The sequence below is a fragment of the Providencia sp. PROV223 genome, assembly GCF_028479245.1.
GTDB classification, from domain to species: Bacteria; Pseudomonadota; Gammaproteobacteria; order Enterobacterales; family Enterobacteriaceae; genus Providencia; species Providencia rettgeri.
The window spans coordinates 413,866-440,163 of record NZ_JAMPNG010000001.1; the positions used below are offsets into that span (position 1 = coordinate 413,866).

At 40.1% G+C, this 26,298-nt stretch carries 32 protein-coding genes and 1 other annotated feature; of the genes, 14 read left to right on the forward strand and 18 right to left on the reverse strand.

Annotated features, from left to right (window positions below; all coding sequences use genetic code 11):
* Positions 1 to 9: 9 nt before the first annotated feature.
* The 11 genes from pheS to fos all read right to left on the reverse strand — a co-directional run bounded on the left by pheS (position 10) and on the right by fos (position 7,854).
* On the reverse strand, positions 10 to 993 hold the full coding sequence (gene pheS, locus PR767_RS02040) for a phenylalanine--tRNA ligase subunit alpha (protein WP_004263717.1): 984 nt from the start codon (positions 991 to 993) through the stop codon (positions 10 to 12).
* A gap of 123 nt (positions 994 to 1,116) precedes the next feature.
* Positions 1,117 to 1,246: a sequence feature (Phe leader region), on the reverse strand.
* Complete coding sequence (pheM, locus tag PR767_RS21240; RefSeq protein ID WP_123382177.1) at positions 1,196 to 1,240, reverse strand: pheST operon leader peptide PheM; 45 nt, start codon at positions 1,238 to 1,240, stop codon at positions 1,196 to 1,198. (Overlaps the previous feature by 45 nt.)
* Before the next feature lie 89 nt (positions 1,247 to 1,335).
* Positions 1,336 to 1,692, reverse strand: a complete 357-nt coding sequence (rplT, locus tag PR767_RS02045; RefSeq protein ID WP_004263714.1) for a 50S ribosomal protein L20 — start codon at positions 1,690 to 1,692, stop codon at positions 1,336 to 1,338.
* Positions 1,693 to 1,737: 45 nt separating this feature from the next.
* Positions 1,738 to 1,935, reverse strand: a complete 198-nt coding sequence (gene rpmI, locus PR767_RS02050) for a 50S ribosomal protein L35 (protein WP_004263702.1) — start codon at positions 1,933 to 1,935, stop codon at positions 1,738 to 1,740.
* 95 nt (positions 1,936 to 2,030) lie between these two features.
* Positions 2,031 to 2,570: a translation initiation factor IF-3 gene (gene infC / locus PR767_RS02055; protein WP_071524539.1), complete on the reverse strand. Its 540-nt coding sequence runs from the start codon at positions 2,568 to 2,570 to the stop codon at positions 2,031 to 2,033.
* A gap of 420 nt (positions 2,571 to 2,990) precedes the next feature.
* The gene (infC, locus tag PR767_RS02060) at positions 2,991 to 3,530 is read right to left on the reverse strand and encodes a translation initiation factor IF-3 (protein WP_071524538.1); all 540 of its coding nucleotides are present in this window, start codon (positions 3,528 to 3,530) and stop codon (positions 2,991 to 2,993) included.
* Positions 3,531 to 3,533: 3 nt separating this feature from the next.
* Positions 3,534 to 5,462: a threonine--tRNA ligase gene (gene thrS / locus PR767_RS02065; protein WP_004910357.1), complete on the reverse strand. Its 1,929-nt coding sequence runs from the start codon at positions 5,460 to 5,462 to the stop codon at positions 3,534 to 3,536.
* 257 nt (positions 5,463 to 5,719) lie between these two features.
* Positions 5,720 to 6,307, reverse strand: coding sequence for a hypothetical protein (locus PR767_RS02070; RefSeq protein WP_109911245.1), 588 nt, complete (start codon positions 6,305 to 6,307; stop codon positions 5,720 to 5,722).
* Positions 6,308 to 6,386: 79 nt separating this feature from the next.
* The gene (locus PR767_RS02075; protein WP_272519821.1) at positions 6,387 to 6,836 is read right to left on the reverse strand and encodes a methyltransferase family protein; all 450 of its coding nucleotides are present in this window, start codon (positions 6,834 to 6,836) and stop codon (positions 6,387 to 6,389) included.
* Between the two features lie 102 nt (positions 6,837 to 6,938).
* The gene (locus tag PR767_RS02080) at positions 6,939 to 7,337 is read right to left on the reverse strand and encodes a hypothetical protein (protein ID WP_004910352.1); all 399 of its coding nucleotides are present in this window, start codon (positions 7,335 to 7,337) and stop codon (positions 6,939 to 6,941) included.
* A gap of 103 nt (positions 7,338 to 7,440) precedes the next feature.
* The gene (gene fos / locus PR767_RS02085; protein WP_272519857.1) at positions 7,441 to 7,854 is read right to left on the reverse strand and encodes a fosfomycin resistance glutathione transferase; all 414 of its coding nucleotides are present in this window, start codon (positions 7,852 to 7,854) and stop codon (positions 7,441 to 7,443) included.
* 457 nt (positions 7,855 to 8,311) lie between these two features.
* On the opposite strand from fos, the gene PR767_RS02090 reads away from it, so the two are divergent.
* On the forward strand, positions 8,312 to 9,016 hold the full coding sequence (locus PR767_RS02090) for a MarC family NAAT transporter (RefSeq protein WP_004910345.1): 705 nt from the start codon (positions 8,312 to 8,314) through the stop codon (positions 9,014 to 9,016).
* Here PR767_RS02090 and PR767_RS02095 read toward each other — a convergent pair.
* Positions 9,010 to 9,663, reverse strand: a complete 654-nt coding sequence (locus PR767_RS02095) for a transglycosylase SLT domain-containing protein (RefSeq protein ID WP_004910342.1) — start codon at positions 9,661 to 9,663, stop codon at positions 9,010 to 9,012. The genes PR767_RS02090 and PR767_RS02095 overlap by 7 nt on opposite strands.
* 283 nt (positions 9,664 to 9,946) lie before the next feature.
* Between PR767_RS02095 and PR767_RS02100 the strand changes: the two genes are divergently transcribed.
* The 5 genes from PR767_RS02100 to PR767_RS02120 all read left to right on the forward strand — a co-directional run bounded on the left by PR767_RS02100 (position 9,947) and on the right by PR767_RS02120 (position 14,758).
* Positions 9,947 to 10,858: a metal ABC transporter substrate-binding protein gene (locus PR767_RS02100; RefSeq protein WP_004910339.1), complete on the forward strand. Its 912-nt coding sequence runs from the start codon at positions 9,947 to 9,949 to the stop codon at positions 10,856 to 10,858.
* A gap of 1 nt (position 10,859) precedes the next feature.
* Positions 10,860 to 11,750, forward strand: coding sequence for a manganese/iron ABC transporter ATP-binding protein (locus PR767_RS02105; RefSeq protein ID WP_109911242.1), 891 nt, complete (start codon positions 10,860 to 10,862; stop codon positions 11,748 to 11,750).
* Positions 11,747 to 12,637: a metal ABC transporter permease gene (locus tag PR767_RS02110; RefSeq protein ID WP_109911241.1), complete on the forward strand. Its 891-nt coding sequence runs from the start codon at positions 11,747 to 11,749 to the stop codon at positions 12,635 to 12,637. Before PR767_RS02105 ends, PR767_RS02110 begins: the two co-directional genes overlap by 4 nt.
* Entirely contained in the window at positions 12,630 to 13,496 is an 867-nt protein-coding gene (locus PR767_RS02115) for a metal ABC transporter permease (RefSeq protein ID WP_042851806.1), read from the forward strand. Before PR767_RS02110 ends, PR767_RS02115 begins: the two co-directional genes overlap by 8 nt.
* Before the next feature lie 392 nt (positions 13,497 to 13,888).
* Positions 13,889 to 14,758 (forward strand): fructosamine kinase family protein, encoded by an 870-nt coding sequence (locus PR767_RS02120; RefSeq protein ID WP_004910334.1) that lies wholly within the window; start codon positions 13,889 to 13,891, stop codon positions 14,756 to 14,758.
* Positions 14,759 to 15,047: 289 nt separating this feature from the next.
* On the opposite strand, the gene PR767_RS02125 is transcribed toward PR767_RS02120, so the two are convergent.
* Positions 15,048 to 15,587, reverse strand: coding sequence for a YniB family protein (locus PR767_RS02125; protein ID WP_004910331.1), 540 nt, complete (start codon positions 15,585 to 15,587; stop codon positions 15,048 to 15,050).
* A gap of 295 nt (positions 15,588 to 15,882) precedes the next feature.
* Here PR767_RS02125 and hxpB point away from each other — a divergent pair, with 295 nt between their 5' ends.
* The 4 genes from hxpB (at position 15,883) to PR767_RS02145 (ending at position 19,526) form a co-directional block, all read left to right on the forward strand.
* Complete coding sequence (gene hxpB, locus PR767_RS02130; protein ID WP_123382036.1) at positions 15,883 to 16,548, forward strand: hexitol phosphatase HxpB; 666 nt, start codon at positions 15,883 to 15,885, stop codon at positions 16,546 to 16,548.
* 192 nt (positions 16,549 to 16,740) lie between these two features.
* Positions 16,741 to 17,316, forward strand: a complete 576-nt coding sequence (locus PR767_RS02135; RefSeq protein WP_004910326.1) for a metal-dependent hydrolase — start codon at positions 16,741 to 16,743, stop codon at positions 17,314 to 17,316.
* 181 nt (positions 17,317 to 17,497) lie between these two features.
* Entirely contained in the window at positions 17,498 to 18,889 is a 1,392-nt protein-coding gene (locus PR767_RS02140; protein ID WP_004910323.1) for an L-cystine transporter, read from the forward strand.
* A 247-nt stretch (positions 18,890 to 19,136) separates the two neighbouring features.
* The gene (locus tag PR767_RS02145) at positions 19,137 to 19,526 is read left to right on the forward strand and encodes a YkgJ family cysteine cluster protein (RefSeq protein ID WP_004910319.1); all 390 of its coding nucleotides are present in this window, start codon (positions 19,137 to 19,139) and stop codon (positions 19,524 to 19,526) included.
* Positions 19,527 to 19,621: 95 nt separating this feature from the next.
* Here the strand turns inward: PR767_RS02145 and PR767_RS02150 are convergent, their stop codons facing one another.
* On the reverse strand, positions 19,622 to 20,626 hold the full coding sequence (locus PR767_RS02150) for a luciferase-like monooxygenase (RefSeq protein ID WP_164528921.1): 1,005 nt from the start codon (positions 20,624 to 20,626) through the stop codon (positions 19,622 to 19,624).
* A gap of 179 nt (positions 20,627 to 20,805) precedes the next feature.
* Between PR767_RS02150 and PR767_RS02155 the strand changes: the two genes are divergently transcribed.
* The gene (locus PR767_RS02155; protein ID WP_272519822.1) at positions 20,806 to 21,201 is read left to right on the forward strand and encodes a hypothetical protein; all 396 of its coding nucleotides are present in this window, start codon (positions 20,806 to 20,808) and stop codon (positions 21,199 to 21,201) included.
* Between the two features lie 302 nt (positions 21,202 to 21,503).
* Positions 21,504 to 21,692, forward strand: a complete 189-nt coding sequence (locus tag PR767_RS02160; protein WP_004263611.1) for a YegP family protein — start codon at positions 21,504 to 21,506, stop codon at positions 21,690 to 21,692.
* 128 nt (positions 21,693 to 21,820) lie between these two features.
* Here the strand turns inward: PR767_RS02160 and PR767_RS02165 are convergent, their stop codons facing one another.
* Both PR767_RS02165 and PR767_RS02170 read right to left on the reverse strand, forming a co-directional pair.
* Positions 21,821 to 22,138, reverse strand: coding sequence for an AzlD domain-containing protein (locus PR767_RS02165; protein ID WP_272519823.1), 318 nt, complete (start codon positions 22,136 to 22,138; stop codon positions 21,821 to 21,823).
* A 2-nt stretch (positions 22,139 to 22,140) separates the two neighbouring features.
* Positions 22,141 to 22,806: an AzlC family ABC transporter permease gene (locus PR767_RS02170; RefSeq protein WP_272519824.1), complete on the reverse strand. Its 666-nt coding sequence runs from the start codon at positions 22,804 to 22,806 to the stop codon at positions 22,141 to 22,143.
* 82 nt (positions 22,807 to 22,888) lie between these two features.
* Between PR767_RS02170 and PR767_RS02175 the strand changes: the two genes are divergently transcribed.
* Positions 22,889 to 23,449 (forward strand): helix-turn-helix domain-containing protein, encoded by a 561-nt coding sequence (locus PR767_RS02175; protein ID WP_004910302.1) that lies wholly within the window; start codon positions 22,889 to 22,891, stop codon positions 23,447 to 23,449.
* A gap of 67 nt (positions 23,450 to 23,516) precedes the next feature.
* Positions 23,517 to 23,693 carry a DUF2526 family protein gene (locus tag PR767_RS02180; RefSeq protein WP_272519825.1) on the forward strand — a complete coding sequence of 59 codons (177 nt, stop codon included), beginning with the start codon at positions 23,517 to 23,519 and terminating at the stop codon, positions 23,691 to 23,693.
* Between the two features lie 127 nt (positions 23,694 to 23,820).
* Here the strand turns inward: PR767_RS02180 and PR767_RS02185 are convergent, their stop codons facing one another.
* Positions 23,821 to 25,005 carry an amidohydrolase gene (locus PR767_RS02185; protein WP_272519826.1) on the reverse strand — a complete coding sequence of 395 codons (1,185 nt, stop codon included), beginning with the start codon at positions 25,003 to 25,005 and terminating at the stop codon, positions 23,821 to 23,823.
* A gap of 57 nt (positions 25,006 to 25,062) precedes the next feature.
* Positions 25,063 to 26,298 carry a Zn-dependent hydrolase gene (locus PR767_RS02190; protein WP_272519827.1) on the reverse strand — a complete coding sequence of 412 codons (1,236 nt, stop codon included), beginning with the start codon at positions 26,296 to 26,298 and terminating at the stop codon, positions 25,063 to 25,065.

Consider the following 26,298-nt stretch of genomic DNA (forward strand, 5'->3'; position numbering starts at 1 on the left):
AGACCCGCCTTATTTAAACTGTTTGAGGAAACGAAGATCATTTTCGAAGAATGCACGTAGGTCAGAAACACCGTAACGCAGCATTGTTAAGCGCTCCATTCCCATACCAAATGCAAAACCTGAATAGACTTCTGGGTCAATACCTACGTTACGTAATACATTTGGATGTACCATACCGCAGCCTAATACTTCTAACCATTTGCCATTTTTGCCCATAACATCAACTTCTGCTGAAGGTTCTGTGAATGGGAAATAAGATGGACGAAAACGAACTTGAACTTCCTCTTCAAAGAAATTATTCAAGAAATCATGCAATGTACCTTTTAGATTGGTAAAGCTGATATCTTTATCAACAATTAGGCCTTCTGTTTGATGGAACATAGGTGTATGCGTTTGGTCGTAGTCATTACGATATACACGACCTGGGGCAATGATACGAATCGGTGGTTGTTGGCCATTCATTGTACGGATTTGTACACCCGATGTTTGCGTTCGCAGTAAGCGTTTTGCATCAAACCAAAAAGTATCATGGTCAGCACGCGCGGGGTGGTGAGCAGGTATATTTAGCGCATCAAAATTATGGTAGTCATCTTCGATTTCTGGACCTGTTTCTACAGAGAAACCCAATTCGCCAAAAAACTCTTCAATTCGCTGAATTGTACGGGTGACTGGGTGTAACCCACCATTTTCCATACGACGCCCTGGTAATGACACATCAATTTTTTCTGACACTAGACGTGCATTAAGAATTTCAGCTTGCATCGCGTCCTTACGGGCGTTCAGTGCATCTTGAACCTGTACTTTAGCTTCATTTATCACAGCCCCTGCTGCTGGACGTTCCTCAGCAGGCAGATCACGCAACGTTTTCATCTGTAGTGTGAAATGGCCGCTCTTGCCTAAATATTCAACACGCACTGACTCCAACGTAGCAACATCTTGGGCCTGTTCAATGGCTGCTTTTGCCTGTGCAACCAACTCAGCGAGATGTGGCATTGTTTCCCCTTTATGACCGCTTGGTCTTTTTGCTAGTTATTCACTATATATTTTAAGCTTCACATTCTATTTGGTAATGAATGAATACTTAACTGATTTTACTGCACTTAATTTAAAACTAGAAACAAAAAAGCCTCCCTAAGGAGGCTTTAGCGTAACTTTTCATTTCTTCTTTCTATTTACGCGCAAAAGCCCCCGAAATTCAGGTGCTAAAGTAAAAAAAGAAACGAAAAATCACAAAATGCATAGAATAAATTCCTAATAACTATCTGAGTCTAAAGTATTAACACAAATAGCTATAAATGAAAAGAGGAAGTTACCCTCCTCTTTTCAAGCAAACAATTAAGCTAAAGCGCCTTTCGCTTTTTCAACTAAAGCAGTGAATGCTGCTTTATCGAAAACTGCGATGTCTGCTAAAATCTTACGGTCGATTTCAATTGAAGCTTTTTTCAAGCCATTAATGAAACGGCTGTAAGACAGACCATTCTGACGAGCCGCAGCGTTAATACGTGCGATCCACAGTTGACGGAACTGACGTTTACGTTGACGGCGGTCACGGTAAGCGTATTGACCAGCTTTGATTACCGCCTGAAACGCTACGCGGTAAACACGTGAACGTGCACCATAGTAACCTTTCGCCTGCTTCAGAATTTTTTTGTGACGTGCACGTGCGATTACACCACGTTTTGCGCGAGCCATAGCTATCTCCTATCGTCTTTTATCTTAATTAACTAAATTGTTTACTTATGCGTAAGGCAGGCAAGCTACTACCAGACCCAGATCGCCCTTAGATACCATTCCTTTCGGACGTAAATGGCGTTTACGCTTAGTTGACTTTTTAGTCAGGATATGACGAAGGTTTGCATGCTTACGCTTAAAGCCACCGCCTGCAGTTTTTTTAAAGCGCTTTGCTGCGCCACGTACAGTTTTAATCTTTGGCATTTCTTTTATTTCCAACTTCGCATTGTGATTAACTACGAATTAACTAGGCGAATAACATCTATATTGCTATAAATGAATATTACTTGCAGGCCTAATTATTTCTTCTTCGGTGCCAGCACCATGATCATCTGACGCCCTTCAATTCTTGAAGGGAAAGACTCTACGGATGCCAGCTCTTCCAGATCAGCTTTGATGCGATTAAGCATTTCCAGACCAATCTGCTGGTGAGCCATTTCACGACCACGGAAACGTAGTGTAACTTTAGCTTTATCACCATCTTCCAGAAAGCGAGTCAGGTTGCGTAGTTTGACCTGATAATCACCTTCATCTGTACCAGGGCGGAATTTAATTTCCTTCACCTGAACAACTTTTTGTTTCTTTTTTTGCTCTTTTTGAGATTTGCTCTTCTCATAAAGGAATTTGCCGTAATCCATAATACGACAAACTGGCGGTTCAGCATTTGGGCTAATTTCAACTAGGTCTACACCTGCTTCTTCAGCTTTTTCAAGCGCTTCGCGTGCGCTCATGATGCCTAACTGTTCACCGTCTAAACCCGTTAAACGGACCTCTGGAACACGAATTTCATCATTAATACGATTTGGACGTGTTGTTGGGATTCTTTTTCCGCCTTTAATACTTCATTCCTCCAATTGGATAAAGAGATTTGCTTCTCTCAAGCAAATACACTCGTCACTCAATAGTTAATACCTGACGTGTGTACGATATTCTGTGTTTGTCTTCATGCGCTATGCACTGACAAAGTGATTCGACCGCGGATTTTAATGCTTATTGCCGGATTACTCAAGTAAATCTTGCAATAAATCACACTGAACTGTTTGAAAACTTGGCTATTGAGGCCAAATATTGCTTTGACGTAATTATCTTTATTCATTAATGAAGCAAATAGCAAGACATAAAATACACCCGTATCTTAGCTACTATGAGATTACTTTCATCATTAATAAAAAGAAAACTCGGATAAAACAGAGAAGCAGCGCCCAAAATGAGCGCTGCTAGACTCTAGCAATTACTTCGCTATAACCATACTGGCTTAATTATTTTTTCTTTGGTGCCAATACCATGATCATCTGGCGTCCTTCAATCCTTGATGGGAATGATTCAACAGATGCCAGTTCATCCAGATCGGTTTTGATGCGGTTAAGCACTTCCAAGCCAATCTGTTGGTGAGCCATTTCGCGACCACGAAAACGCAGTGTCACCTTAGCTTTGTCACCATCTTCCAAAAAGCGAATTAGACTACGTAATTTAACTTGGTAGTCGCCTTCGTCTGTTCCTGGACGGAATTTAATTTCCTTCACTTGAACAACTTTTTGTTTTTTCTTTTGTTCTTTCTGAGATTTGCTTTTCTCATAAAGATATTTACCGTAATCCATGATACGACAAACCGGTGGTTCAGCATTTGGGCTGATCTCGACTAAGTCAACACCAGCTTCTTCTGCTTTAAAGAGGGCTTCACGCACACTCATAACACCAAGTTGCTCACCGTCTAAACCAGTGACACGGATTTCTGTTGCGCGAATTTCATCGTTAATACGATTTGGACGCGCTGTTGGGAGTTTTTTTCCGCCTTTAATACCTTATTCCTCCATCTGATTGAGTTGACGACTGCGGATCTCTTCAAGCAGTTTTGTCATGAATTCGTTGACATCAAGGCTGCCTAAGTCTTTACCACGACGGGTACGAACAGCGACTTTACCTGATTCAACTTCTTTATCACCACATACTAACATGTAAGGGACGCGACGCAGTGTGTGCTCACGGATCTTAAAGCCGATTTTCTCGTTACGTAAGTCCGCTTTCGCACGAATGCCAACACTTTGCAGCTTGCTTACTAATTCTTGAACATAGTCTGCTTGGCTATCAGTAATGTTCATTACAACCACTTGTTGTGGTGCTAACCATGTTGGGAAAAAGCCTGCATACTCTTCTGTTAAGATACCAATGAAGCGTTCTAGTGAACCTAACACTGCACGGTGGATCATAACAGGAACGATACGTTCGTTGTTTTCACCTACATAGGAAGCTGTCAAACGACCCGGTAAGAAGAAGTCTAACTGGACAGTACCACATTGCCATGCACGGTCAAGGCAGTCATACAGTGTAAACTCAATTTTCGGGCCATAAAATGCGCCTTCACCTGGTTGGTATTCAAACTCAATACCTTTTGATTTCAGGGCGTTGGCTAAGTCTTCTTCCGCTCTGTCCCACATCTCGTCAGTACCGATACGTTTTTCAGGACGGGTTGATAGTTTTACAACAATTTTTTCGAAACCAAAAGTTGCGTAAACATCATAAATCATTTCAATACAGCTAGTAACTTCACTTAAGATTTGCTCTTCAGTACAGAAGATATGTGCATCATCCTGAGTAAAGCCACGCACACGCATTAAGCCGTGCAATGCACCTGATGGCTCATTACGGTGACAGCTGCCAAATTCTGCCATACGCAATGGTAAGTCACGGTATGATTTCAAACCTTGGTTAAAAATTTGTACGTGACCTGGGCAGTTCATTGGTTTTACACAATATTCACGGTTTTCAGATGACGTCGTGAACATAGCGTCTTTATAGTTATCCCAGTGACCTGTTTTTTCCCATAATACGCGGTCCATCATAAATGGCCCTTTCACTTCTTGATAATTATAAGCTTTCAGTTTAGTGCGTACGAAGGTTTCCAGTTCACGGAAAATTGTCCAACCGTCATTATGCCAGAATGCCATTCCCGGCGCTTCTTCTTGCATATGGTATAAATCTAACTGTTTACCAATTTTACGGTGGTCACGTTTAGCTGCTTCTTCTAAACGTAATAAATAGGCTGCCAATTGTTTTTTATCAGCCCATGCGGTGCCGTAAATACGTTGCAGCATTTTGTTATCGCTGTTACCACGCCAGTATGCACCAGCCACTTTTTGTAGTTTAAAATGGTGGCAAAAACGCATATTCGGTACGTGTGGACCGCGACACATATCAACATATTCTTCGTGATGATATAAACCAGGGCGGTCATCTTGACTAATATTTTGATCTAATATTTCAACTTTATAGTCTTCGCCTCGAGCCACAAATGTTTCACGAGCTTCGCTCCAAGAAACACGTTTTTTCACCACATCATAATCTGTTTTGGCAAGCTCAAGCATGCGCTTTTCAAGCTTTTCCAAGTCTTCCTGGGTCAGCATGTGGTCTAAATCAACATCATAGTAAAAACCATTGTCGATAGTCGGCCCAATCGCCATTTTAGTGTTTGGCCATAATTGTTTGATTGCATGGCCTAACAGGTGAGCACAAGAGTGACGAATAATTTCGAGTCCGTCTTCATCTTTGCTCGTAATAATGGATACATTTGCATCATGTTCAATTATTTCACATGCATCAACGCGTTCGCCATTAATTCGACCCGCGATACAGGCTTTAGCTAAACCCGCTCCGATGTCTCGAGCAACATCCATCACAGAAACGGGATGGTCAAACTGACGCTGACTTCCATCAGGAAGAGTAATAACAGGCATTAAAAAATCCTTATCAGCAGTGGTGACCCACACGAAAGATCACTTGCTTGATTATTCCAAAGTTATAAATCAATACGTTACTAACGATTTCTCACTTCACTATGCAAGATATGTACACAAATATGGGAAACTTAAAACGCCCTATTTCGTTACATCGTGAGCAACTCAACTGCTAATGATAACACAGACCTATTTTATGGTGATAGCGTAATACCGTGAATTGTTCTTCTTCATATGAAAAATCAACGCCTTCCCGATTAAATGATGAATAAGTTATCCAATGCAGGAAATAGTTTTTCTTTTTGCTTGAAAAACACACGATACCAACGGGATCCACTAGGTGCGATTAACTCTTCACTGATTATCTTATTTTGTTGAAGAATGATAACCGATTGAATTGATTGCCATAATGAATAAACGATGTAGGACGTGGCAATTAACCCGAATAATAGTACAAAAATGTTATCTAATTTCTCTATTTGCCAAAATAAATAGACACAAAAGATAATTTGAATTAGCGCCCGAATAATAAAGGCAATACTAAAGAATGACTTCGCATGCTGTATCGTTGCAAAACAGGGATTGGACAGAGTTTGTCTTCTTTCTTGGACTGGAATACCATTCACATATACCATCCAATCAGAAACATCGCTATTTTTTAAGATTATTCCTTTTTCTTTCATTCCATGAATTTTAAATGAGACTACGACAGCCCAAACAATCCCAACGGTAAATAAATAAAGCATAAAACCACTTACCGAAAAAAAAGCAAAAAATACGCTAATCACTATAAAACACGCGAGCTTACCCGAATATATCCAAAATGGCGCAACCTGATAGTTCATTATTATCCTTAATATATTTTGTATAAATTTTGTAGTATACAAAACAGATTAAATGATAAAGCGTCTCATTTCTACTAATCTATAACCAACGTCTCGTTTGCTTACTGTAATCTTCCCACTCATTTTTAAATGATGCAGATAAAAAACGCTCTTCCTGTGGGATCGTATATAAATCAGTAATCAGCCAAAATACTAGCCCTGCGACCAAAAAGTAAGAAGAGTGCGAGAAAAAAGCTAAAGCCAAGCTCATTGATGTAAAAGCTAAATACATCGGATTACGTGAAAATTGATAAGGCCCATTAGTGACTAAATGCGTTGCCTTAACCGTAGGATTTGGTGATGTTTTATGTTTATAAAAGTAGTAAAGACTCGTCGCGACCCAACTCACACTCTCCAGCGCAACTAATATACCTAAAATTCCCATCCAACCAGAAAATGTCCAGTCTAAAAGACCTTGCCTGAAAAGAAAATAAACCGCAATGCCATTAGCCACTAACCAATTCAATAATGGCAATTTAAATATATTCATTACATTACCCTTAAGCCAACATGATGTTATTAGCATAACATATATGAATATATAAATTTGAGTGGAAGAATATATAGAGGGGTAATATTAACTGCAAAAAGATTAGTTACTGGAACCTAATGAAAACACACTTTTTAAACCTTCTAATTTACTGTATTCCTGCTGGCAAACTAAATTTCGGACATCACTTGGCATAGAATCAATTCTGGTTTGAATATTAGCCAGTTGTTCATCTAAACTATTCATTCCTTTTACATCAACGATATCCTGATTCACTTTAAGATAGTTAGCAAAACTTTGCAGGTTATCCTCTAAGCTATTACAAATATCATTACTGGCTAAACTCTGCGGTAAAATAGCACTGAGTGAAGTTGGTAAGACTTGAGATATATTCGGATAAATACTTTGCTTCCACTGCTGAGGAAAAACGATTAGTACCATGGCGGCTGCCAAAACTAATAGCATAGACGCTCCGGCTAATGTCGCTATAAGTTTTTTCATTCTTTTTCCTATTACTCAAAATTAACTGAAAATAGGATATACAACTCTGCGTAAAGCTATTTTTAAAACTAAAAATCCTTTGTAAAGAAATCCATAACTCTTTTTAATAAAATTTCATTTCTTCATACGGTTTTTCTTGGCAGCTCTTTAAGCGTTGTAATAAACCGCCTACATGTAATTCTAATTTGTGGCCATCCGGATCAAGAAAATAAAAAGAATCTCCTTCACTTTTATTTTCTTTCCAGACAATGACATTCGCTTGCATTAGCCTATCAACAACGATAAGAAAGTCTTTCGCATCAACGTTAAAGGCATAGTGTGTATAATCCGTTTTTTCTGGGGACAAAAATTGGCGAGTTGTATCTAATGATAAACACAACCATAAATCGCCACAGGAAATATAGGCGCCCTTTTTCCAACTCGCATGTAACTTCATACCAAGTAGTGATTGATAAAAACCAATACTTTTATCTAAATCAGTTACAGCTAAAGTTAAATGGTTGATTCCGTTTAATATATTTTTTTACTCTTTGGTTATCTGTTACATTGAATTCTTTTAATGAATTTACATAAATTATCAGTAAATAACATTGCAGCAGATATACTACATTCCATATCAACTTAAAGACAACCTGTTACGAAATGCCCTTAACCTTTTTATACCCCTATAAAAAGGTTTTTTTTTGCCTATAAAAATTGAATACTTTTACCACAACAACTCATCCAATTGTTATTTAACAAAAAAAACAAGTTACTCACAGTTCAAGGCCACGGTTATCCACAGTTAATGTGAACAACTCCAATTATCTACAAATTAATAATACTGACTTTTACTCATCAGTACTGTCGCAGTACTCCTACCACAAAACACCTTACTAGATATAAATGCTAACCTACAGATCTATAAGAAATTTTGCTATCATTTGGGATAAGGTGTTTTATTCACATTAATCAGGAGCTTGAATCTAACTTCCATGACAAACTTTTTTGAGCTATTTCAAGCCGTTGGTATTGGCCTGGTACTGTTACTTCCTCTTGCCAACCCTTTAACTGCAATTGCGGTCATGCTAAGCATCTCTGCTAATATGACAAAAGAACAGCGTGATCATCAATCGCTGTTGGCCTCTATTTATGTATTTGCAATCATGACAATCGCTTTTTATGCAGGCCAATTAGTCATGAACACATTTGGAATATCAATCCCAGGGTTGCGAATTGCCGGTGGATTAATTGTGGCATTTATTGGCTTTGGCATGCTATTCCCTAGTAGTGATGTAGGAGAAGACCAGACCACCAATGCGCTTGATGACCCAAATGTCCCCAAAAAACGCCAAGAATCACCGAGTATTGCCTTTGTTCCCCTTGCAATGCCAAGTACTGCAGGCCCGGGGACTATTGCGATGATCATCAGCTCCACTGCATCATTACAAGGTAATGTGAGTTTTGCTCCATGGGTCTTAAAAGTTGCCCCCGTGATTACTTTTTTTATTGCAAGTCTTATCGTTTGGATTGGTTTAAGAGGCGCAACTTCTATCATGAGGTGGCTTGGAAACAGTGGTATTGATGCTATCGCGCGGGTGATGGGGTTCTTATTAATCTGTATGGGAGTGCAGTTTGTTATCAACGGCATTGTTGAAATTGTCGCGCAACTCCCACACTTAATGAGAGAATATCAATAAGACATCGCTAGTGCATTATAAGCATTTTTGACTTTCCACAAATAGCGTGGGGCTTGCGGTGCAGGGTGCTTTGTTTGTACATGTTGATAAAACTCTTCCGGTGATAAGCGATTAATCATCGCTATCGCCCGGCCTTTATCATTATCAAACGTTCTTAATAACGCTCCTGCCCCATTCACATAAGCAACAACCGTTGCATAATATAATGTCTGAGGATGGCTTATTCCCGCAAGGTGCTGTTCCCTTAAAATACGAATATAAGCTGTACCAATATCGATATTTTTTTGTGGATCTTTTAGGTCACGAGAACTCGGCTCCCCCGATTTCCCTTGGTAACGATAGGCGTCACGTCCTGCTGTCGAAGCTTTAATCTGCATCAAACCTATTGCATTGGATTTACTGACAACTTCAGGTCTAAAGTTAGATTCGACCTCAATAATCGCTCTAATTAAAGTTTCATCAACACTGTAACGAGCCGCAGAGTCACGAATAAATTCATCAAAAGGCGTTCTTGGAAATACCGTATTTTGTGCTGTTATTGGCCCGCTAGGCTCTAACATTCGCTGTTTTGTTATAGGCCTATCTGGTTCGCTTGAACAACCTGCAAGTAGCAGTAACACAAAAGTACCGCCAATTATTTTTTTCACTGTCGAATCCTCTGCGATGAAAGCCGATGGCAGAATAACTAATCCTAAGAAAAATAAAATAATTTTTACTTAACTTTTACTTCAGGACGTGTTTTAGTCATACAAATAACCATGGGACTTAGAAGCCTATAATGACAAATAATGCTATTCCACACTTTTTATATTTATTTTTCTCAATTGATATTGATAATCATTATCAATTGAGATATAAAATATAATTGTTATAAACCTTAACAACTGTATGTTAATAAACGCTAAACCAATAATGTCAGGGTCAACTTTTATGAAGAAGAACGTATCTCGGTTATCTGCACCTTTACTAACTAGTATGTTTGCTTTGATAGCAATCATCTTTTTTAGTCAGCCTGCTTTTGCTAAAAAGTTTAAAGTCGTAACCACTTTTACTATTATTCAAGATATCGCTCAAAATGTAGCTGGAGATGCGGCAATTGTCGAGTCTATAACAAAGCCTGGAGCAGAAATTCACGGTTATCAACCGACACCTAAAGATATCATGAAAGCCTATGACGCAGATTTAATCTTATGGAATGGGATGAATTTGGAAGTGTGGTTCCAACGTTTCTTTGAAAACTTTAAAAATGTCCCTGCTGTCGTGGTCACTGAAGGTATTGAGCCAATGCCAATCCGTGAAGGTGAGTATAAAGACAACCCGAACCCACATGCATGGATGTCTCCTGCTAATGCTAAGATTTATATTGAAAATATTCGTCAAGCTCTGGTCAAATATGACCCTGAAAATGCTGAAACATATAATGCCAATGCAAAAAAATATGCGCAACAAATTGCTGAGCTTGACGCCCCTTTGCGTGAACGCTTAAATCGCATTCCTGAAAATGAACGTTGGTTAGTCTCAAGTGAAGGCGCATTTAGCTATTTAACTAATGATTACGGCTTTAAAGAAGTCTACTTATGGCCAATCAATGCGGAAGAGCAAGGCTCTCCTCAACAAGTAAAAAAGGTAATTGATACTGTCCGTAAATACAACATCCCTGTAGTATTCAGTGAAAGTACAATTTCTGACAAACCGGCTCGCCAAGTCAGTAAAGAAACAGGGGCAAAATACGGTGGCGTATTATATGTAGACTCACTTTCAACTGCTGATGGCCCAGTACCAACATATATTGACCTTTTAAATACGACTGTAGACACGATAGCGAAAGGATTTTCACAGTAATATGAATCACTCAAGTCAATTCGAACACCCGAATCTTATCGTCGATGATGCGACTGTGACATATAATAATGGTCACACCGCTATCTATGACGCAAGCTTTACTATCTCTGGTGGCTCTATTTGTGCCTTAGTTGGCGTAAATGGTAGTGGTAAGTCAACGCTATTTAAAACTATTATGGGGCTTGTCACCCCATCTTCTGGCAGTGTGACATTAAATGATCAACCGATAAAAACCGCGCTTAAAGAAAACGTGATTGCGTACGTCCCACAGACAGAAGAAGTAGATTGGAATTTTCCCGTTCTCGTTTCTGATGTCGTGATGATGGGTCGTTATGGCAAAATGGGTTTTTTTCGCATCCCTAAACAAGCCGATAAAGACGCTGTCAAAATGGCATTAGAGCGAGTTGACCTTGCAGGGCTTGAGCATCGACAAATAGGCGAGCTCTCAGGAGGCCAGAAAAAACGAGTTTTTTTAGCGCGGGCGCTCGCACAAGAAGGTAAAGTTTTACTCCTCGATGAACCCTTCACTGGAGTTGATGTTAAAACCGAAAATGCCATTATTGACCTGCTACGTAGTTTGCGTGACGAAGGCCATCTCATTCTCGTTTCAACTCATAACTTGGGCAGTGTGCCTGAGTTCTGCGACCATGTTATCTTAATCAATCGCACTGTTTTAGCGAGCGGGCCTACTGAAACGACATTTACGCAACGAAACCTGCAACAAGCTTTCGGTGGTGTATTGCGTCATATTAACCTGTCTGGTCAAGAGCTTCATGACGATGATGACCCGCGCTCTGTCACCGTCATTACCGATGATGAAAGAGCGGCTGTATTCTATGGTCATGACCATGATGCACCCGTTCGAAAAAACCAAGCTAAGGGTTCCGAATGATTGAGATGTTATTACAGCCCTTTGAATATGATTTTATGATAAAAGCCATTTGGGTCAGCGCCATTGTTGGTGCTGTCTGTGCATTCTTATCGGCGTATTTGATGTTGAAAGGCTGGTCATTGATGGGAGATGCCCTCTCCCACTCCGTTGTTCCTGGGGTGGCGGGTGCTTATGCTTTAGGTTTACCCTATGCGGCAGGCGCCTTTTTTACCGGGATCCTTGCGGCACTTGCCATGACATTAATAAAGCATCTAACTCGTTTACGTGAAGATGCTGTTATTGGCTTTATCTTTTCTACTTTTTTCGCGGCAGGTTTGTTGATTGTTTCATTGAATCCAACATCTGTTAATGTACAAAGTATTATTTTTGGTAATATTTTAGGTATTGCGGATTCTGACGTATTACAAGTAGAAATTATTATCGGCGTTTCATTTATTATCCTGTTGTGCTTATGGAAAGATTTATTAGCCGTTTTTTTCGATGAAAGCCATGCACGCTCAATAGGTTTGAATCCTCTACGCCTAAAAATTATTTTCTTCACATTATTAAGTGCGTGTACTGTTGCTGCTTTACAAACAGTTGGCGCAATCCTTGTGATTGCGATGGTCGTCACACCAGGTGCGACTGCCTATTTATTAACCGACCAATTTAAACGCTTACTCATTATTTCAGTCACGATTGGTACCGTAACCAGTGCTGTTGGTGCTTATATCAGTTATTTCCTTAATGGTGCTACAGGTGGGTTAATAGTCACCTTACAAACCATTATTTTCCTACTGGCATTTTTCTTTGCACCTAAGCACGGTATTTTTGCCTCAAAACGTAAAGCCAAACAGGAAGTCGCCCGGCTGCACCAATCACACCAACAAGGAGCATCTCATGAGTGATTTCATTGACTTACTGATGGCTCCGTTTGCATTTCCCTTTATGCAAAAAGCATTGATTACAGCCATTGTCAGCGGAACGGTATGCGCTATCCTCTCTTGCTTTTTAGTATTGAAAGGTTGGTCATTGATGGGCGATGCAATTTCCCATGCCGTTTTACCGGGGATCATTATTGCTTCTTTACTCGGTATCCCATTAGCAATAGGGGCATTTGCATCTGGCTTGTTTTGTGCTGTGGCTACAGGTTATTTAAAGGAAAATAGCCGTATAAAAGAAGATACGGTGATGGGTATCGTCTTCTCAGGCATGTTTGCTATCGGCTTGGTTATGTTTGCTAAAATAGATACCGAACAGCACCTTACGCATATTCTATTTGGTGATATTTTAGGGATAACCGATAGCGAGTTTAAACAAATATTACTATTTGCAGGGGTAACCATTGCAATTATCCTATTGAAACGTAAGGATTTCATGTTGTATTGCTTTGATCCTAACCAAGCACGAGTCATTGGCTTGCCTGTGAAGTTAATCCATTATGGCTTGCTATCGCTACTCGCTCTCACCATTGTTGCTTCATTGCAAGCAGTTGGTATTATTTTGGTGATTGCAATGCTAATTTCCCCAGGCATCATTGCTTTTGTGTTATGCCGTAGTTTTGGGAAAATGCTCATCGTCGCTATCATTGCTTCGGTAACATCGAGCGTTATTGGGACTATCCTGAGTTTTCACATCAACGCAACAACCGGACCAACTATCGTTGTTACACAGGCTGTGTATTTTGTGATTGCATTACTGTATAGCAAAATCGTATTAGCCCGCAAAAAAGGGCAAGCTAACCCACAAAGTATGCATACAGCCTGATAATTGAATGCTCTAAAAGTAAAAAGCTGAACTCACAAATTCGTAAGTTCAGCTTTTTATTAAAACAACCAATACTTACTACCAGCCTAATGTTTTAACGCATTTTCGTCGTACAACGTTAATCCCGCCCATACTTATCCCTCATAAACTTTCATTGCTAGGCTTCTCGCTGATAATGTGAGGTCTGTAGCTACTTATTTCCCATTATTTGAACATTCTCATTTAGTTCGTCACACGTTAAGTTTGAGTCACTCTCTGATTATAGTTATCAACCTGATAATTAATTAACTATTTCGTGATAGCGGCTTCTTTTTAAGCAATTATCACTGTTAATTCCTAAACTGCCGCTATAGTATTATATTAATGAAGACCAAAGCAGAGCGAGGTGAGTCATGTGGCAAGCAATGTGTCGTTTATTAAGTGAACACTTAGGTGAGGCAGAGCTACGTAACAAAGTCATTCTCTCTGGTGGTGATATTCACCATACGTTAAGAATTGACTATGGCGAACACACCGTGTTCATTAAACAAAATCGGCGTGAGTTTTTGCCTTTATTTAAACAAGAGGCTGAACAACTTGAAATGCTCGCTAAAAGCCAAACTATAACCGTTCCTAAGGTTTACGGTGTTGGCAGTAATAAGCACCATAGTTTTCTTCTGCTCGAATATTTCCCCCTAAAACCTTTCGATAACACCAATGCATGGCATTTTGGTCAACAACTAGCGCGTTTACATCAATGGGAAGAGCAGCCTAGTTACGGGTTTGATTTTGATACAATGCTAAGCACAATTGTACAGCCTAATGGCTGGGAAAAGCGTTGGAATTCATTTTTTGCAGAAAAGCGTATTGGCTTACAATTACAACTCGCCTCCGAAAAAGGAATGGTATTTAGCGATATTCAGCAAATTGTCGATATTGTTAAGGACAAACTTGCAGGACATCAACCACAACCTTCTTTATTACATGGTGATTTATGGCCAGCAAACTGTGCTATCACTCAAAATATTGAAGGAGTGCTGTATGACCCCGCCTGTTATTGGGGCGATAGAGAATGTGATATTGCGATGTTACCGTTATATCAAGAACTTCCGATCCAAATTATCGATGGCTACCAAAGTGTTTGGCCATTGCCAAATGGATTTTTAGATAGGCAACCAATCTATCAGTTATATTATTTACTCAATCAAGCCCATATCTTTGGTAATGAACAAAGCTACCACCAAGCACAAACAATTATTGATAACCTACTCAACGAAAAATAAGCTCCTGTTTTTTAATATTAAGTACGACGAATAGTTAATTTTCTAAATAATTCGCGTTATGAGTAGGCGGCAAGTGCAGATATCTCTGGGAGCATACATAAGTATGTGACCCGAGTAGCTAAACGCAGCCAACACCCTCATAACGTGACGTATGACGAAAATTTAACTTTCTAAATAATTCGAGCCGTGGCAAGGCGGCAATTGAGGATAGTTTGGGGAACATACACAAGTATGAGCCCCGACTAGCCAAAAGAAGCCAACACAGCTAGGGTTCGAAGTATGACGAAAATTACCAGTTAAGGAAGCGTAGAAGAAAATACAAGCCAACCCCCAATACAATTGGCCAAAAATAAAGAAGAAAAAATTGAGAGAAAATGGTGTGACGTGGAATAGTTACCTTAGCTTCTAGTTCTTCTTTTGAGATGTCTATGCCTTTTGCTTTTTCTATAATCACGTGGTCTTCTAAGCTTTCACGGATAAACTTAATTTGTCGGTACATGCGCAAACCTGATGCACTTAATGCAAGCCCAACAAAAATAAAAATAAAAATGATGATAAAGCCGATATTGCTGCCAGAAAACCCATTAGCAACTTGAGGTACTGGTGAGTTATTCCAAAAGAAATTTAGGAAAGGCGTAGTTTGACGGGCCATTTCCGCCATTAATTTAATAAAATCATTAGCGACTGCATTGATCCCTTCACCTGCAAGCCCCTTCATGCCAGCCAGTTTAATTAAAGACGCCAATGTCGAAATTAATGCTAACAGAAAAACAACCCAACCCAGAATACGTTTGCCGATTGCGACATAATTGGCATTATGGTAATTCATTACTGCTTTTCCTCAGCGTTATTATTTTTGATAAATTTTTACAATGATTTTTCAACGCTAATCATAGCTGAAAAAAGTCATCGTCTCCAAATTTCAATTCATAATTGATAATTATATTTAGACTTTCAGACTAATCAAAATAGTATGGTTATTAATTATCATTATATTTTTACTTCATGCTGTCCGATAATTCTTCAATATTGCCCTAATACTGACCTCAAGTAATACGCTTGAAGCCTGTTTACTGATATCATTGCTCCTTCGTTAATAGATACGACATGAATGGAGTTTTGACATGTACCATAATCTTCCCATCCAATCGGTCATTTTTGATATGGATGGTTTACTGATCGACTCGGAACCTTTTTGGGCACAGGCTGAACTTGAGATTTTTTCACAATTGGGTGTCGACGTTTCAATTGCTGATACCCTGCCTGATACCTTAGGTTTACGTATTGACCATGTGGTGGAGCTTTGGTACCACGCTTCCCCTTGGCAAGGATGCAGCCAAGAAGAAGCCACACAACGCATCATTGACCGTGTTGTTGGCTTAGTTGAAGAAACTCGCCCTATTCTACCCGGTGTGCAACATGCCATGGAACTTTGCCGGTCAATGGATTTAAAAATTGCCCTGGCTTCTGCTTCTCCTTTATACATGTTGGAAAAAGTATTAAACCTTCTGGATATTCGTGATTATTTCTCTGCGGTTATTTCTGCGGCTAATTTACCCTTGAGTAAACCTCATCCTGAAGTTTATCTTAAAGCAGCAGCTGAGTTATCAACTAAACCGGTCAATTGCGCATCATTAGAAGATTCATTTAACGGTATGATTTCTGCAAAAGCGGCCAGAATGCGTTCAATTGTGGTACCTGACAGCAAGCATTTTAATGATCCGCGCTTTGGTTTAGCCGATATCAAACTAGCCTCACTGAATGACTTAAAGGCTGAACATTTACGTTAAGAATACTTTGTGTGTCTAAGAAGTGTTCTCCCCTATCTAACTTAGGTAGGGGAATTGTGTTAATTTATAAAATCCTTTCCTTATCTGCTAATAAATAAGAGTTTTTTTACCTTTCTAGTACTATCATATTCTTTTCAAACACTTTATACTGCCAATCAACTGTATAGATAAACAGATGGTATTTTATCCACCATGACAGCTGAAGGGCATCTGCTTTTTTCCGTCGCCTCTTTAATAATGGCTCATAAACTTCAAATCACCCCAGAGATTGCTCATGGTGATTGGCTGCACATGGTTCCAGGAGCCTTATTAGGCGCATTATTGCCCGATATTGACCACCCCTCCTCAATTCCTGGTCGATTACTGCGGATTTTCTCATTACCCATTTCCAAGCTTTGCGGGCACCGTGGGTTTACTCATAGCCTAGTTGCATGGTTTCTATTGATGATTTCTTGTTATCAATGGGTACCTACAGAATGGGCAATCCCAAATGATATTATCCAAGCCTTTTTATTGGGTTATATCAGCCATCTAGTCGCCGATATGCTCACGCCTTCGGGGGTACCGTTACTATGGCCACTCCCCCAACGTTTTTGTTTTCCCATGATCCGCGGTAAAAATAGCCAACGTGGAGAACGCTTTGTTGCCATTATTTTGACCGTTTGTGCCTGCTTATTACCCGCAGGTTACCAATTCGATTTTTATAATCACGTTGATGTGATTATAAAATACATTCATAATCAAATAGATACATACTTCCCTACATAATTTATAGTTTTGTCATATAATGTAAGTATGAATAATACTATCTTATTACTTTTTAGTATAAGAAATGTGTTTTATCAGCTGATAACATATAACCAGTTGTTTGAAGTAACTAAATCCTTATAACAAATAAGGATTAAAGGGCAAGTAACACACCTTATAAAAATATGATTTGGAGTTCGGAATGAATATTCCTCTAATTATTAATGTGCTCGGCTTTGTAGCACTACTAATACTGTTGGCAAAACTAGGGGCTAAAGGCTGGAGCCTATCTAAAAAAGTTTTAGTCGGTCTGGTTTTCGGTGTTGCCTATGGGGTAATACTGCACCTCGTGTACGGTAGTGGCCACCAAACGGTAAAAGACTCCATTCTGTGGTTTAATATTGTCGGAAATGGGTATGTGCAGCTATTACAAATGGTGATTATGCCATTGGTATTTGCTTCAATTCTAAGTGCGGTGGCAAGATTACATAAAGCCTCTTCACTGGGTAAAATTAGCTTTTTAACAATTGGCACTTTGTTATTTACCACTGCTATTGCTGCGTTAGTTGGTATTTTAATTGCCAATGTATTCGGCCTGACCGCAGAAGGTTTAGTTCAAGGTCAATCTGAAACTGCTCGCTTATCTGCAATAGAAAGCAATTATATTGGGAAAGTTTCTGACTTAACCGTACCTCAATTAATTTTATCATTTATTCCAAAAAATCCATTTGCGGATTTAACTGGAGCAAATCCAACATCGATTATTAGTGTCGTTATTTTTGCTGCCTTCCTCGGCGTTGCCGCACTACAATTGTTTAAAGATGATAAAGAGCGTGGTGAAAAAGCCTTAGCTGCAATTGATGTTATGCAAGCTTGGGCAATGAAATTAGTTCGCTTAGTAATGCGTTTAACGCCGTATGGTGTGATGGCGCTGATGATTAAAGTTGTAGCAAGTTCAAACTTACATGACATCATCAACTTAGGAACCTTTGTTATTGCCTCTTATGTTGCATTAGGCATTATGTTTGTCATACACGGTATTTTAGTTGCGACAACAGGCTTAAACCCGATTAAATTCTTTAAAAAAGCTGGGCCAGTGTTAACCTTTGCATTCACGAGTCGTTCAAGTGCAGCAAGTATTCCACTGAATATTGAAACACAAACACGTCGTTTCGGTATCCCTGAGTCCATTGCTAGTTTCTCAGCATCTTTTGGTGCAACGATTGGGCAAAATGGTTGTGCCGGTATCTACCCTGCAATGTTAGCGGTAATGGTGGCACCGACAATGGGAATCAACCCATTCGATCCACTGTGGATTGCGACATTAGTCGGTATTGTTACTATCAGTTCAGCAGGGGTTGCTGGTGTTGGTGGCGGTGCAACTTTTGCAGCGTTAATTGTATTACCCGCAATGGGCTTACCTGTCACATTAGTTGCTCTGTTAATCTCAGTTGAGCCATTAATTGATATGGGCCGTACTGCGTTGAATGTCAGTGGTTCAATGACAGCAGGTACTGTGACTAGCCAATTGATGGGTGAAACCGATAAAGCGATATTCAACCAAAATGATGACGCAGATTTAAAACACGTTTAATTTGTCATCATAGTTCAAACAAAAACCTGCCTTCTGGCAGGTTTTTTTATGGTTATCACAAATACGTCAATTTTATTAATCTTGGTGAACATTAAAAAAACCAGTTTTTTGTGCTAAATAATATTGCAATAAACTGGAATTACGTAAGATAATAAAGCCTGAGCAACGTTTTCTTGAGCTTCCTGCTTGTGTTGCGTCAACCCATTTCCTATGGGTATTTTATCAACATCATTTATGGTTTTTTAATATGACTAATAATGTCCATATCCTAAAAACTGCATCTTCTGAAAACCCTTGTGTAAGCTGCGGTGCATGTTGTGCCTATTTTCGTGTCTCTTTTTATTGGGCTGAGGCAGAAAGTGGCGGTGGTGTTGTACCACAACATTTAACTGAGCAAATTACTCCATTTATGAGTTGTATGCATGGCACCAATCAAAAACAAAATACCCGCTGTACTGCTTTAGAGGGCACTATTGGTGAGTGTGTGTCTTGTTCGATTTACGCACAAAGACCCACACCGTGTCGTGAGTTCGAACAATCTTGGCAGGACGGTGTTTACAACGAAGCCTGCGATAGAGCGCGTGCTGCTCACGGTTTACCCCCCTTAGAGCCTCATCAACCACAAATAGCTTGCTAGCCGTCAATGACCCAGATTTTTCTGGGTTATCTCTTTTTTGCATCAAGTCTGAAAAATGCTTCCTTGCACTGGTGTTAACCGCTCAGCTATATACATTACATAATTTCGTTCATTACCTGCATCGCTAACTCAAAAGAGTGCAAACGAGCTTGATGATCAAAAATTTGGCCATTAACCATAATTTCATCCGCTTGAGTTTGCCTCAATATCGTTTCCAACCCATGGCGTACCTTGGTTTTATCCCCTACCAGTGACATCCCTAATGCTTGTTGAACACCAAATTCCTCGGCAGGTGACCAAATGTTTTCCATGCTCTCGACTGGTGCAGGAAGTTGAGAGGGTTGGCCACGACGTAGCATGACAAAGGCTTGCTGCATCGATGTAAATAAAAATTCCGCTTCACGTTGAGTCTCTGCGGCAATGATATTGATGCAAACCATTGCATACGGCTTAGGTAGTCTCTGCGATGGCTGGAAATTAGCACGATAAACATCCAACGCTTGTAATAGCAAATCAGGTGCAAAATGAGAAGCAAAAGCAAAAGGGAGCCCCATCTGCGCAGCTAACCTTGCACTGTATAAACTCGACCCTAGCAACCAAACTGGAATTTTTTCGCCAAACCCCGGTACTGGACGCACTGCTGGATCTGGGTTTATGGCATCAAACCAATTAATAATTTGCGCTACATCTTGCGGGAAATTATCGATATCCGTGTTCATATGGCGACGTAAAGCTTGCATCGTCCGTTGGTCACTTCCTGGTGCACGCCCTATGCCTAAATCGATACGTTCAGGGTAAAGTGTATTTAGCGTGCCAAATTGCTCTGCAATCACCAACGGTGAATGATTCGGTAACATGACACCACCAGAACCTAAACGTAAAGTGCGCGTATTAGCAGCAAGATAGCCGATTAATACCGAGGTGGCCGCACTTGCAATCCCTGTCATATTATGGTGTTCCGCAAGCCAATAACGATGATAACCGAGTTTTTCGGCTAGTTGGGCAATATCAAGAGAATGAGCAAAGGCCTCTTTCGCTGTCGAACCCTGAATGATTGGTGCAAGGTCGAGCAACGAAAGGGGAATTTTTTTATCTGACATACACACTCACTTTGTTAGAGTTTTGTTGAACCTAACTTACCATCCTAGACTATCCCCTTTGATGTCTCCAGCACTGAAATTTGCATTAGCACAAGTGGTCTAAAAATGTAAATTATCGTCTACTAACCTACTGTTTTATAAAAATTATGGAATAAGCTTGAATAAAAAGTGCAGTAATTATGGAGCTTCCGTCAGGGGAGGTAAAAGCAATTGCGAGACGAAATGAATTGGTGAATGATTTGCTCATCACCAATACAGAGGAAACTGAAATGAAAAAATTAAATACAAGCTTATTAGCCTTAGCATTATTAACCGTCGGTTTTACTGCGGCAGCAAATGGTGTGAATCATAAAATGCCTCGTCAACACATGGGTAACCATCACAATATGGTATACAGCGTGGCAGAACAAACGACGACACCGAATGAAACTGTAAAAAAACTGGCCAATAGTGCGCCTAAAATTGAAGATGGCAAACGCTATATTGTCAAAGTTACAGTGATGGAAGTCCCTGAATTTAAACCAATGAATACCATGCCAACACCAGAACCAATTGGTGCTCCAACTGCAAAGTAACAGTTAGTATCAATGAGGATTAATGAAGTTATCGGCAAAACCTTTTATATCGATAAGTACAACCAGATAGCTGTTACAAGAAAAAGCCGATATTTTAGTCAGATAATAAAGAGTTCTATATATCCTACGATTGCCTCTGCTTCCCAGAGGCTTTTTTTTAAAAAAAAGTTTATCCGAATTGAATCTTTTCCCCTAGTAATAACACCTAATAGCGACTAATCTTAATTCAAGCAGATTGTTAATATCAGCTACCTATTAACACTTTGTTTGACATCCTTTCAATAGAAAATCAGGAGCTTAACATGGGGTATTTTGAATTAAAAAAATCCACTAAAGACGTTGCTCAGCCTTACTATTTCGTTTTAAAAGCAGCAAATCATGAAGTGATTGCTAAAAGTGAAATGTATGCTTCCAAGCAATCTGCGCTAAAAGGGATTGCCTCTGTCCAAAAAAATGGCTCTTCTGAAACAATAAAAGATCTCACTGAGTAAATTTCAGTGACCCCAACTCTCTTCAAGTCGGGGTCACTTTTTTATCTGCTCTAGCTTATATAAGCTACATAAATATGCGCTATTCAGATTAACTCTAATTAGAATAACCTTATTTAGAATAACCTTATTTAGAATAACCTAAGTAACGCAGTCACAATCGCAGCTGACAACACAATGATAATAAATGGCTTTTTAAACCACGTTAGGACCCCTGCCACCAGCACGCCTACAATTTTAGGCCAATCAGAAATCTCATCACCGGAAAATAATGTCGACGTCGCTGCCACTGAGAATAAAATGACAATGGCTGCTGCTGAAAATAACATTTTACTATTTTCAGAAAGTATCACTCGGCCGCGCAACAAAGCACCTGACGCTCGCATTAAATAAGTACCTGCCGCCAACAACAAAATACCGCTAATAATTAACCATGGGTTATTTGTCATTATTATTTCCTTATATAAATAACCAAGCTCAATAATGCCAGTAATACAGGGATCCCCGCGGGTAATACTGGTGTGGTTGCAACCGCAATAACTGCACCAATAATGGCAGTTAACCGCAGGCGTTTATCCGATAACGCAGGCAATGAAAGCGCTAAAATAATTGCAGGAAACATCGCATCCATCCCATATATATGCGTATCACTAATAAAGCTACCCAATACCTCACCTATCACGACCCCTATTGGCCAACACAATAGAATACCTATCCCACACAACCAAAAAGCTGCGCGTTTTTCTGATTCAGTTTCTTGTGCTAAACCAAATACAACACTCTCATCGTTCATAATATGGTAGCCCAGTAATGACTTCGCTCCTTTCCCCGTTAATTCGTTAGTTGCAAAACTAAAAGGAATATGTCGTGAATTGACTAACAACCCCGCAAGTGCAGCAGAAAGCGGGCTACCTCCTGTAAAAATAACACCAATAAACAAAAACTCAGACGCCCCTGCGAGCACTAAAATAGATAAAGTAAGTGGTACCCACCAATCAAAACCTTGCGAAAGCGCTAATGCGCCATAAGAAATGCCGACAATTAAGTCAGCAAAACAGACAAGAGCTATATTTTTCACTGTACTATGATTTAATGTTGAGCTTATTGAAGTTAGCATTCCTAGGCCGTTCGATATATAATACATTCGTTCATTATGTCGATAGATAGTATAAAGTGCAATCTAAATAGGAAAATTAACATTGAATCTACCTTCCCCACCCATTGAGTTGATTTCGAAAGCCCTTAGTCGTGAAAGACAAAAAAGCGGGCTATCCCTATCAGAGCTATCTCGCAAAGCGGGCATCGCTAAATCTACACTTTCTCAATTGGAATCTGGTAGCGGTAACCCAAGCATTGAAACTTTATGGGCACTTTGTGTGGCTTTAGACATTCCTTTTGCACGATTAATTGAAGAAAAACAAGAGGCTGTCACTGTGATCCGTCATGGGGAGGCGATACCGGTCAGCGCTGAACACGCGAACTATTTGGCCTTTTTGCTCTCATCAGCCCCTGCAGATTCGCGACGTGATATTTATACTGTGGTTGCCCAGCCCGGTCGTGACCGTATTTCAGAGCCTCATATGCATGGTGTCAGCGAGCACATCATTATTATGTCCGGCAGAGCGTTAGTCGGCCCATTGGATAACCCTGTTGAGTTACAGGTTGGGGACTATATTCACTACCCCGGAGATGAGCCGCATATAATGCGAGCCTTAGAACCCAATACGATGGCAGTTATGGTGATCGATAAACAGAATTAATCACCTATCTAACCCATTAAATTTTGCGTTATGATAACTTTAGTGAATATTAATTGGAGCCTGCTTTATGTCCTACTATGATGAAATTGTTGAAAAAATAAATCAACTGATTGAAGAAAGCTCAGTTCATAATATGAATGAAATGCTAATGCAGCTATCCCATGATCAGCAAATCAACCAAGAACAACGTTTTGAACAACAACAGCGTTTAAGAGAAGCTATTTTTACTCATCACGACAAATAGCAGCCATACAATAGGCCGCTATTCGCAGTTTTAACCAATCTTAATAGGCAAAATAAATAGGCAGTAGGGCTAGTGGTAACCCCGGTATTGGCAAAATAACTAGCCCTAATAGCATTAACATACTCAATTAAAATTCCTGTTGCTGTAAATAACTCCACGCATATTGCGCATGAAGTTCAGCCCCTGTCGCCATCGTGTCTTCATCAATATTAAAGCAGCCATGATGATGTGCCCATTGAGTGTCTTTTTCGGCATTTCCAGTGCCTAACAAAGCAAAGCACCCTGGGATATTTTCAATGTAGAAGCTGAAGTCTTCACCCCCCGGTGTCGGTCTTTCATTAATCAGAGCTTGTTCACCAAAAGCTTGTGAAATCACTGACTGAGCCAGTAGCGCACTACGCTCCTCATTAATAACAGGCAATGTCCCATAGATATAATCAACATGCGCAGTCGCCCCATAAATAGCCGCTGTATGCTCTGCATAACGACGGATCGCAGCTTCGATACGGTTACGAGTTTCGATATCAAAACAACGTATCGTGCCGTCCAATACTGCATTTTCAGCGATAACATTGAAACGTGTCCCGACATCCATTTTACCTATCGTGACCACGGCTGAGTCTAAAGAAGACGTTTCACGGGAAACAATCGCTTGTAAATTCATGACAAATGCAGAAGCAACAACCGCAGCATCAATGGTGGCCTCTGGCATAGAACCATGACCACCACGGCCTTTAAAGGTGACTTTTAGTAAATCTGCGGAAGCAAAAGAGCCTCCCACATTACAAGACACTTTTCCTGATGGTGTGGTTGTCCAAATGTGCATACCAAAAACGTTATCCACATTTTCGATTGCGCCTTGTTTGATCATGGCTAATGCGCCTTGAGCAATTTCTTCTGCGGGTTGGAAAATCAAACGCACATTACCGGCTAATTCTTCACGTACTTCATACAACGCTTTAGCTGCGGTTAATAGCATTGCCGTATGCGCATCATGGCCACAAGCATGCATTTTACCTTCAATAGTCGATTTATATTCTAATGAATCGTTCAATTCCAAAACGGGTAATGCGTCTATATCTGCACGCAGAGCAACTGTTTTACCTGGCTTACCGCCTTTAATTTCAGCAATAACACCTGTCGGTTCGGTTAATCGATACGCTATTCCAATTTTGTCTAATTCTTCTGCAATACGTTTTGTAGTACGTATTTCTTCAAACGGTAGTTCAGGGTGAGCGTGTAGATCACGACGAAAAGCAATCATTTCCGGTGTGTGTTTTTTGATTGCCGCTGTAATTGTTTTGTTGATCATTTTTCTACCTTTTTACCCTATTACACAACCAGATGATTTACCTGGTTTATTTATTAATTAGCATTCTATTAATGACTTAACAGTAGCAAACATCACATCTGCACCTCTTGCAATTTGTGCATAATCCGTCCATTCATCTGGATGATGGCTTAACCCATTACGACTTGGCACAAATATCAACCCTGTTTGAGTAATACCTGCAAAAATCATAGTGTCATGCCCTGCGCCACTGACCATTGAACGAAAACGTAAGTTTTGGTCGCTAGCATGTTGTTGCATTAGTTGATGAATATCACTATTGAGCTCCGTTGGCTGAACATATAACGGCTGAACAATATCGCTTGAAATAGCTAATGAATTGCTAACTTGCTCAGTTAACTCAATAACTTGCTCAATCACCTTACGTAACGCAATATCATTTTTGGAACGAATATCAACGCTAAAAGTGACTTCACTTGGGATGACATTAGCCCCATTCGGCAATACCGCTAACCGCCCCACAGTCGCCACCGTATTATCCCCCACTGCCATTGCTAGCGCAGGGATTTGGCTAATGATTTGGCTAGCACACACTAATGCATCGGCTCGCATATTCATCGGCGTGGTACCTGCATGGCCTGCTTTACCTGTCAATTTAATTTCTAACTGGCTGATGCCTACGATAGTTTCTACGATCCCTACATCTTCATTCGCCTGTTCTAACACTGGGCCTTGTTCGATATGTAGCTCTAAGAACGCTTTGACATTTTTAGGATTAAGAACCGCTTGCGCTGCATTGTCTGCATTGAACCCAGCTGCGACCATGCGTGCAGCAGCACTCACGCCTTGCCTATCCTTTAACTGATATAATTCTTTGGTGCCAATTAGCCCTGTTATTACACTCGAAGCCATCAAACCACGACCAAAACTGGTACCTTCTTCTTCAACCAACGCAATCACTTCTAAGGGATATTTCGGTGTTAAATTTTGTTCGCGAATACGCGCCACAACATCCAAACCGGTGACAATCCCCGCAGGACCATCAAATGCCCCACCGTGAGGGACCGAATCAAAATGTGAACCGACTATGACTGCAGGCAAATCCGGTTGCTGGCCTTCTAAGCGCCCATAAATATTGCCGATAGCATCTTCACGAACGTGTAATCCTAAGGCGTGCATTTCTTGTTTTAGATAATCACGCGCTTGTTTATCTTGTTCGCTATAGCTCATCCGCGTAGTACCCTGACCCGGCGTTGCGGTGTATTCTGCCAACTGTTCTAAATGGCGCTGAATTCTTGAAGTACTTGTTTCCAT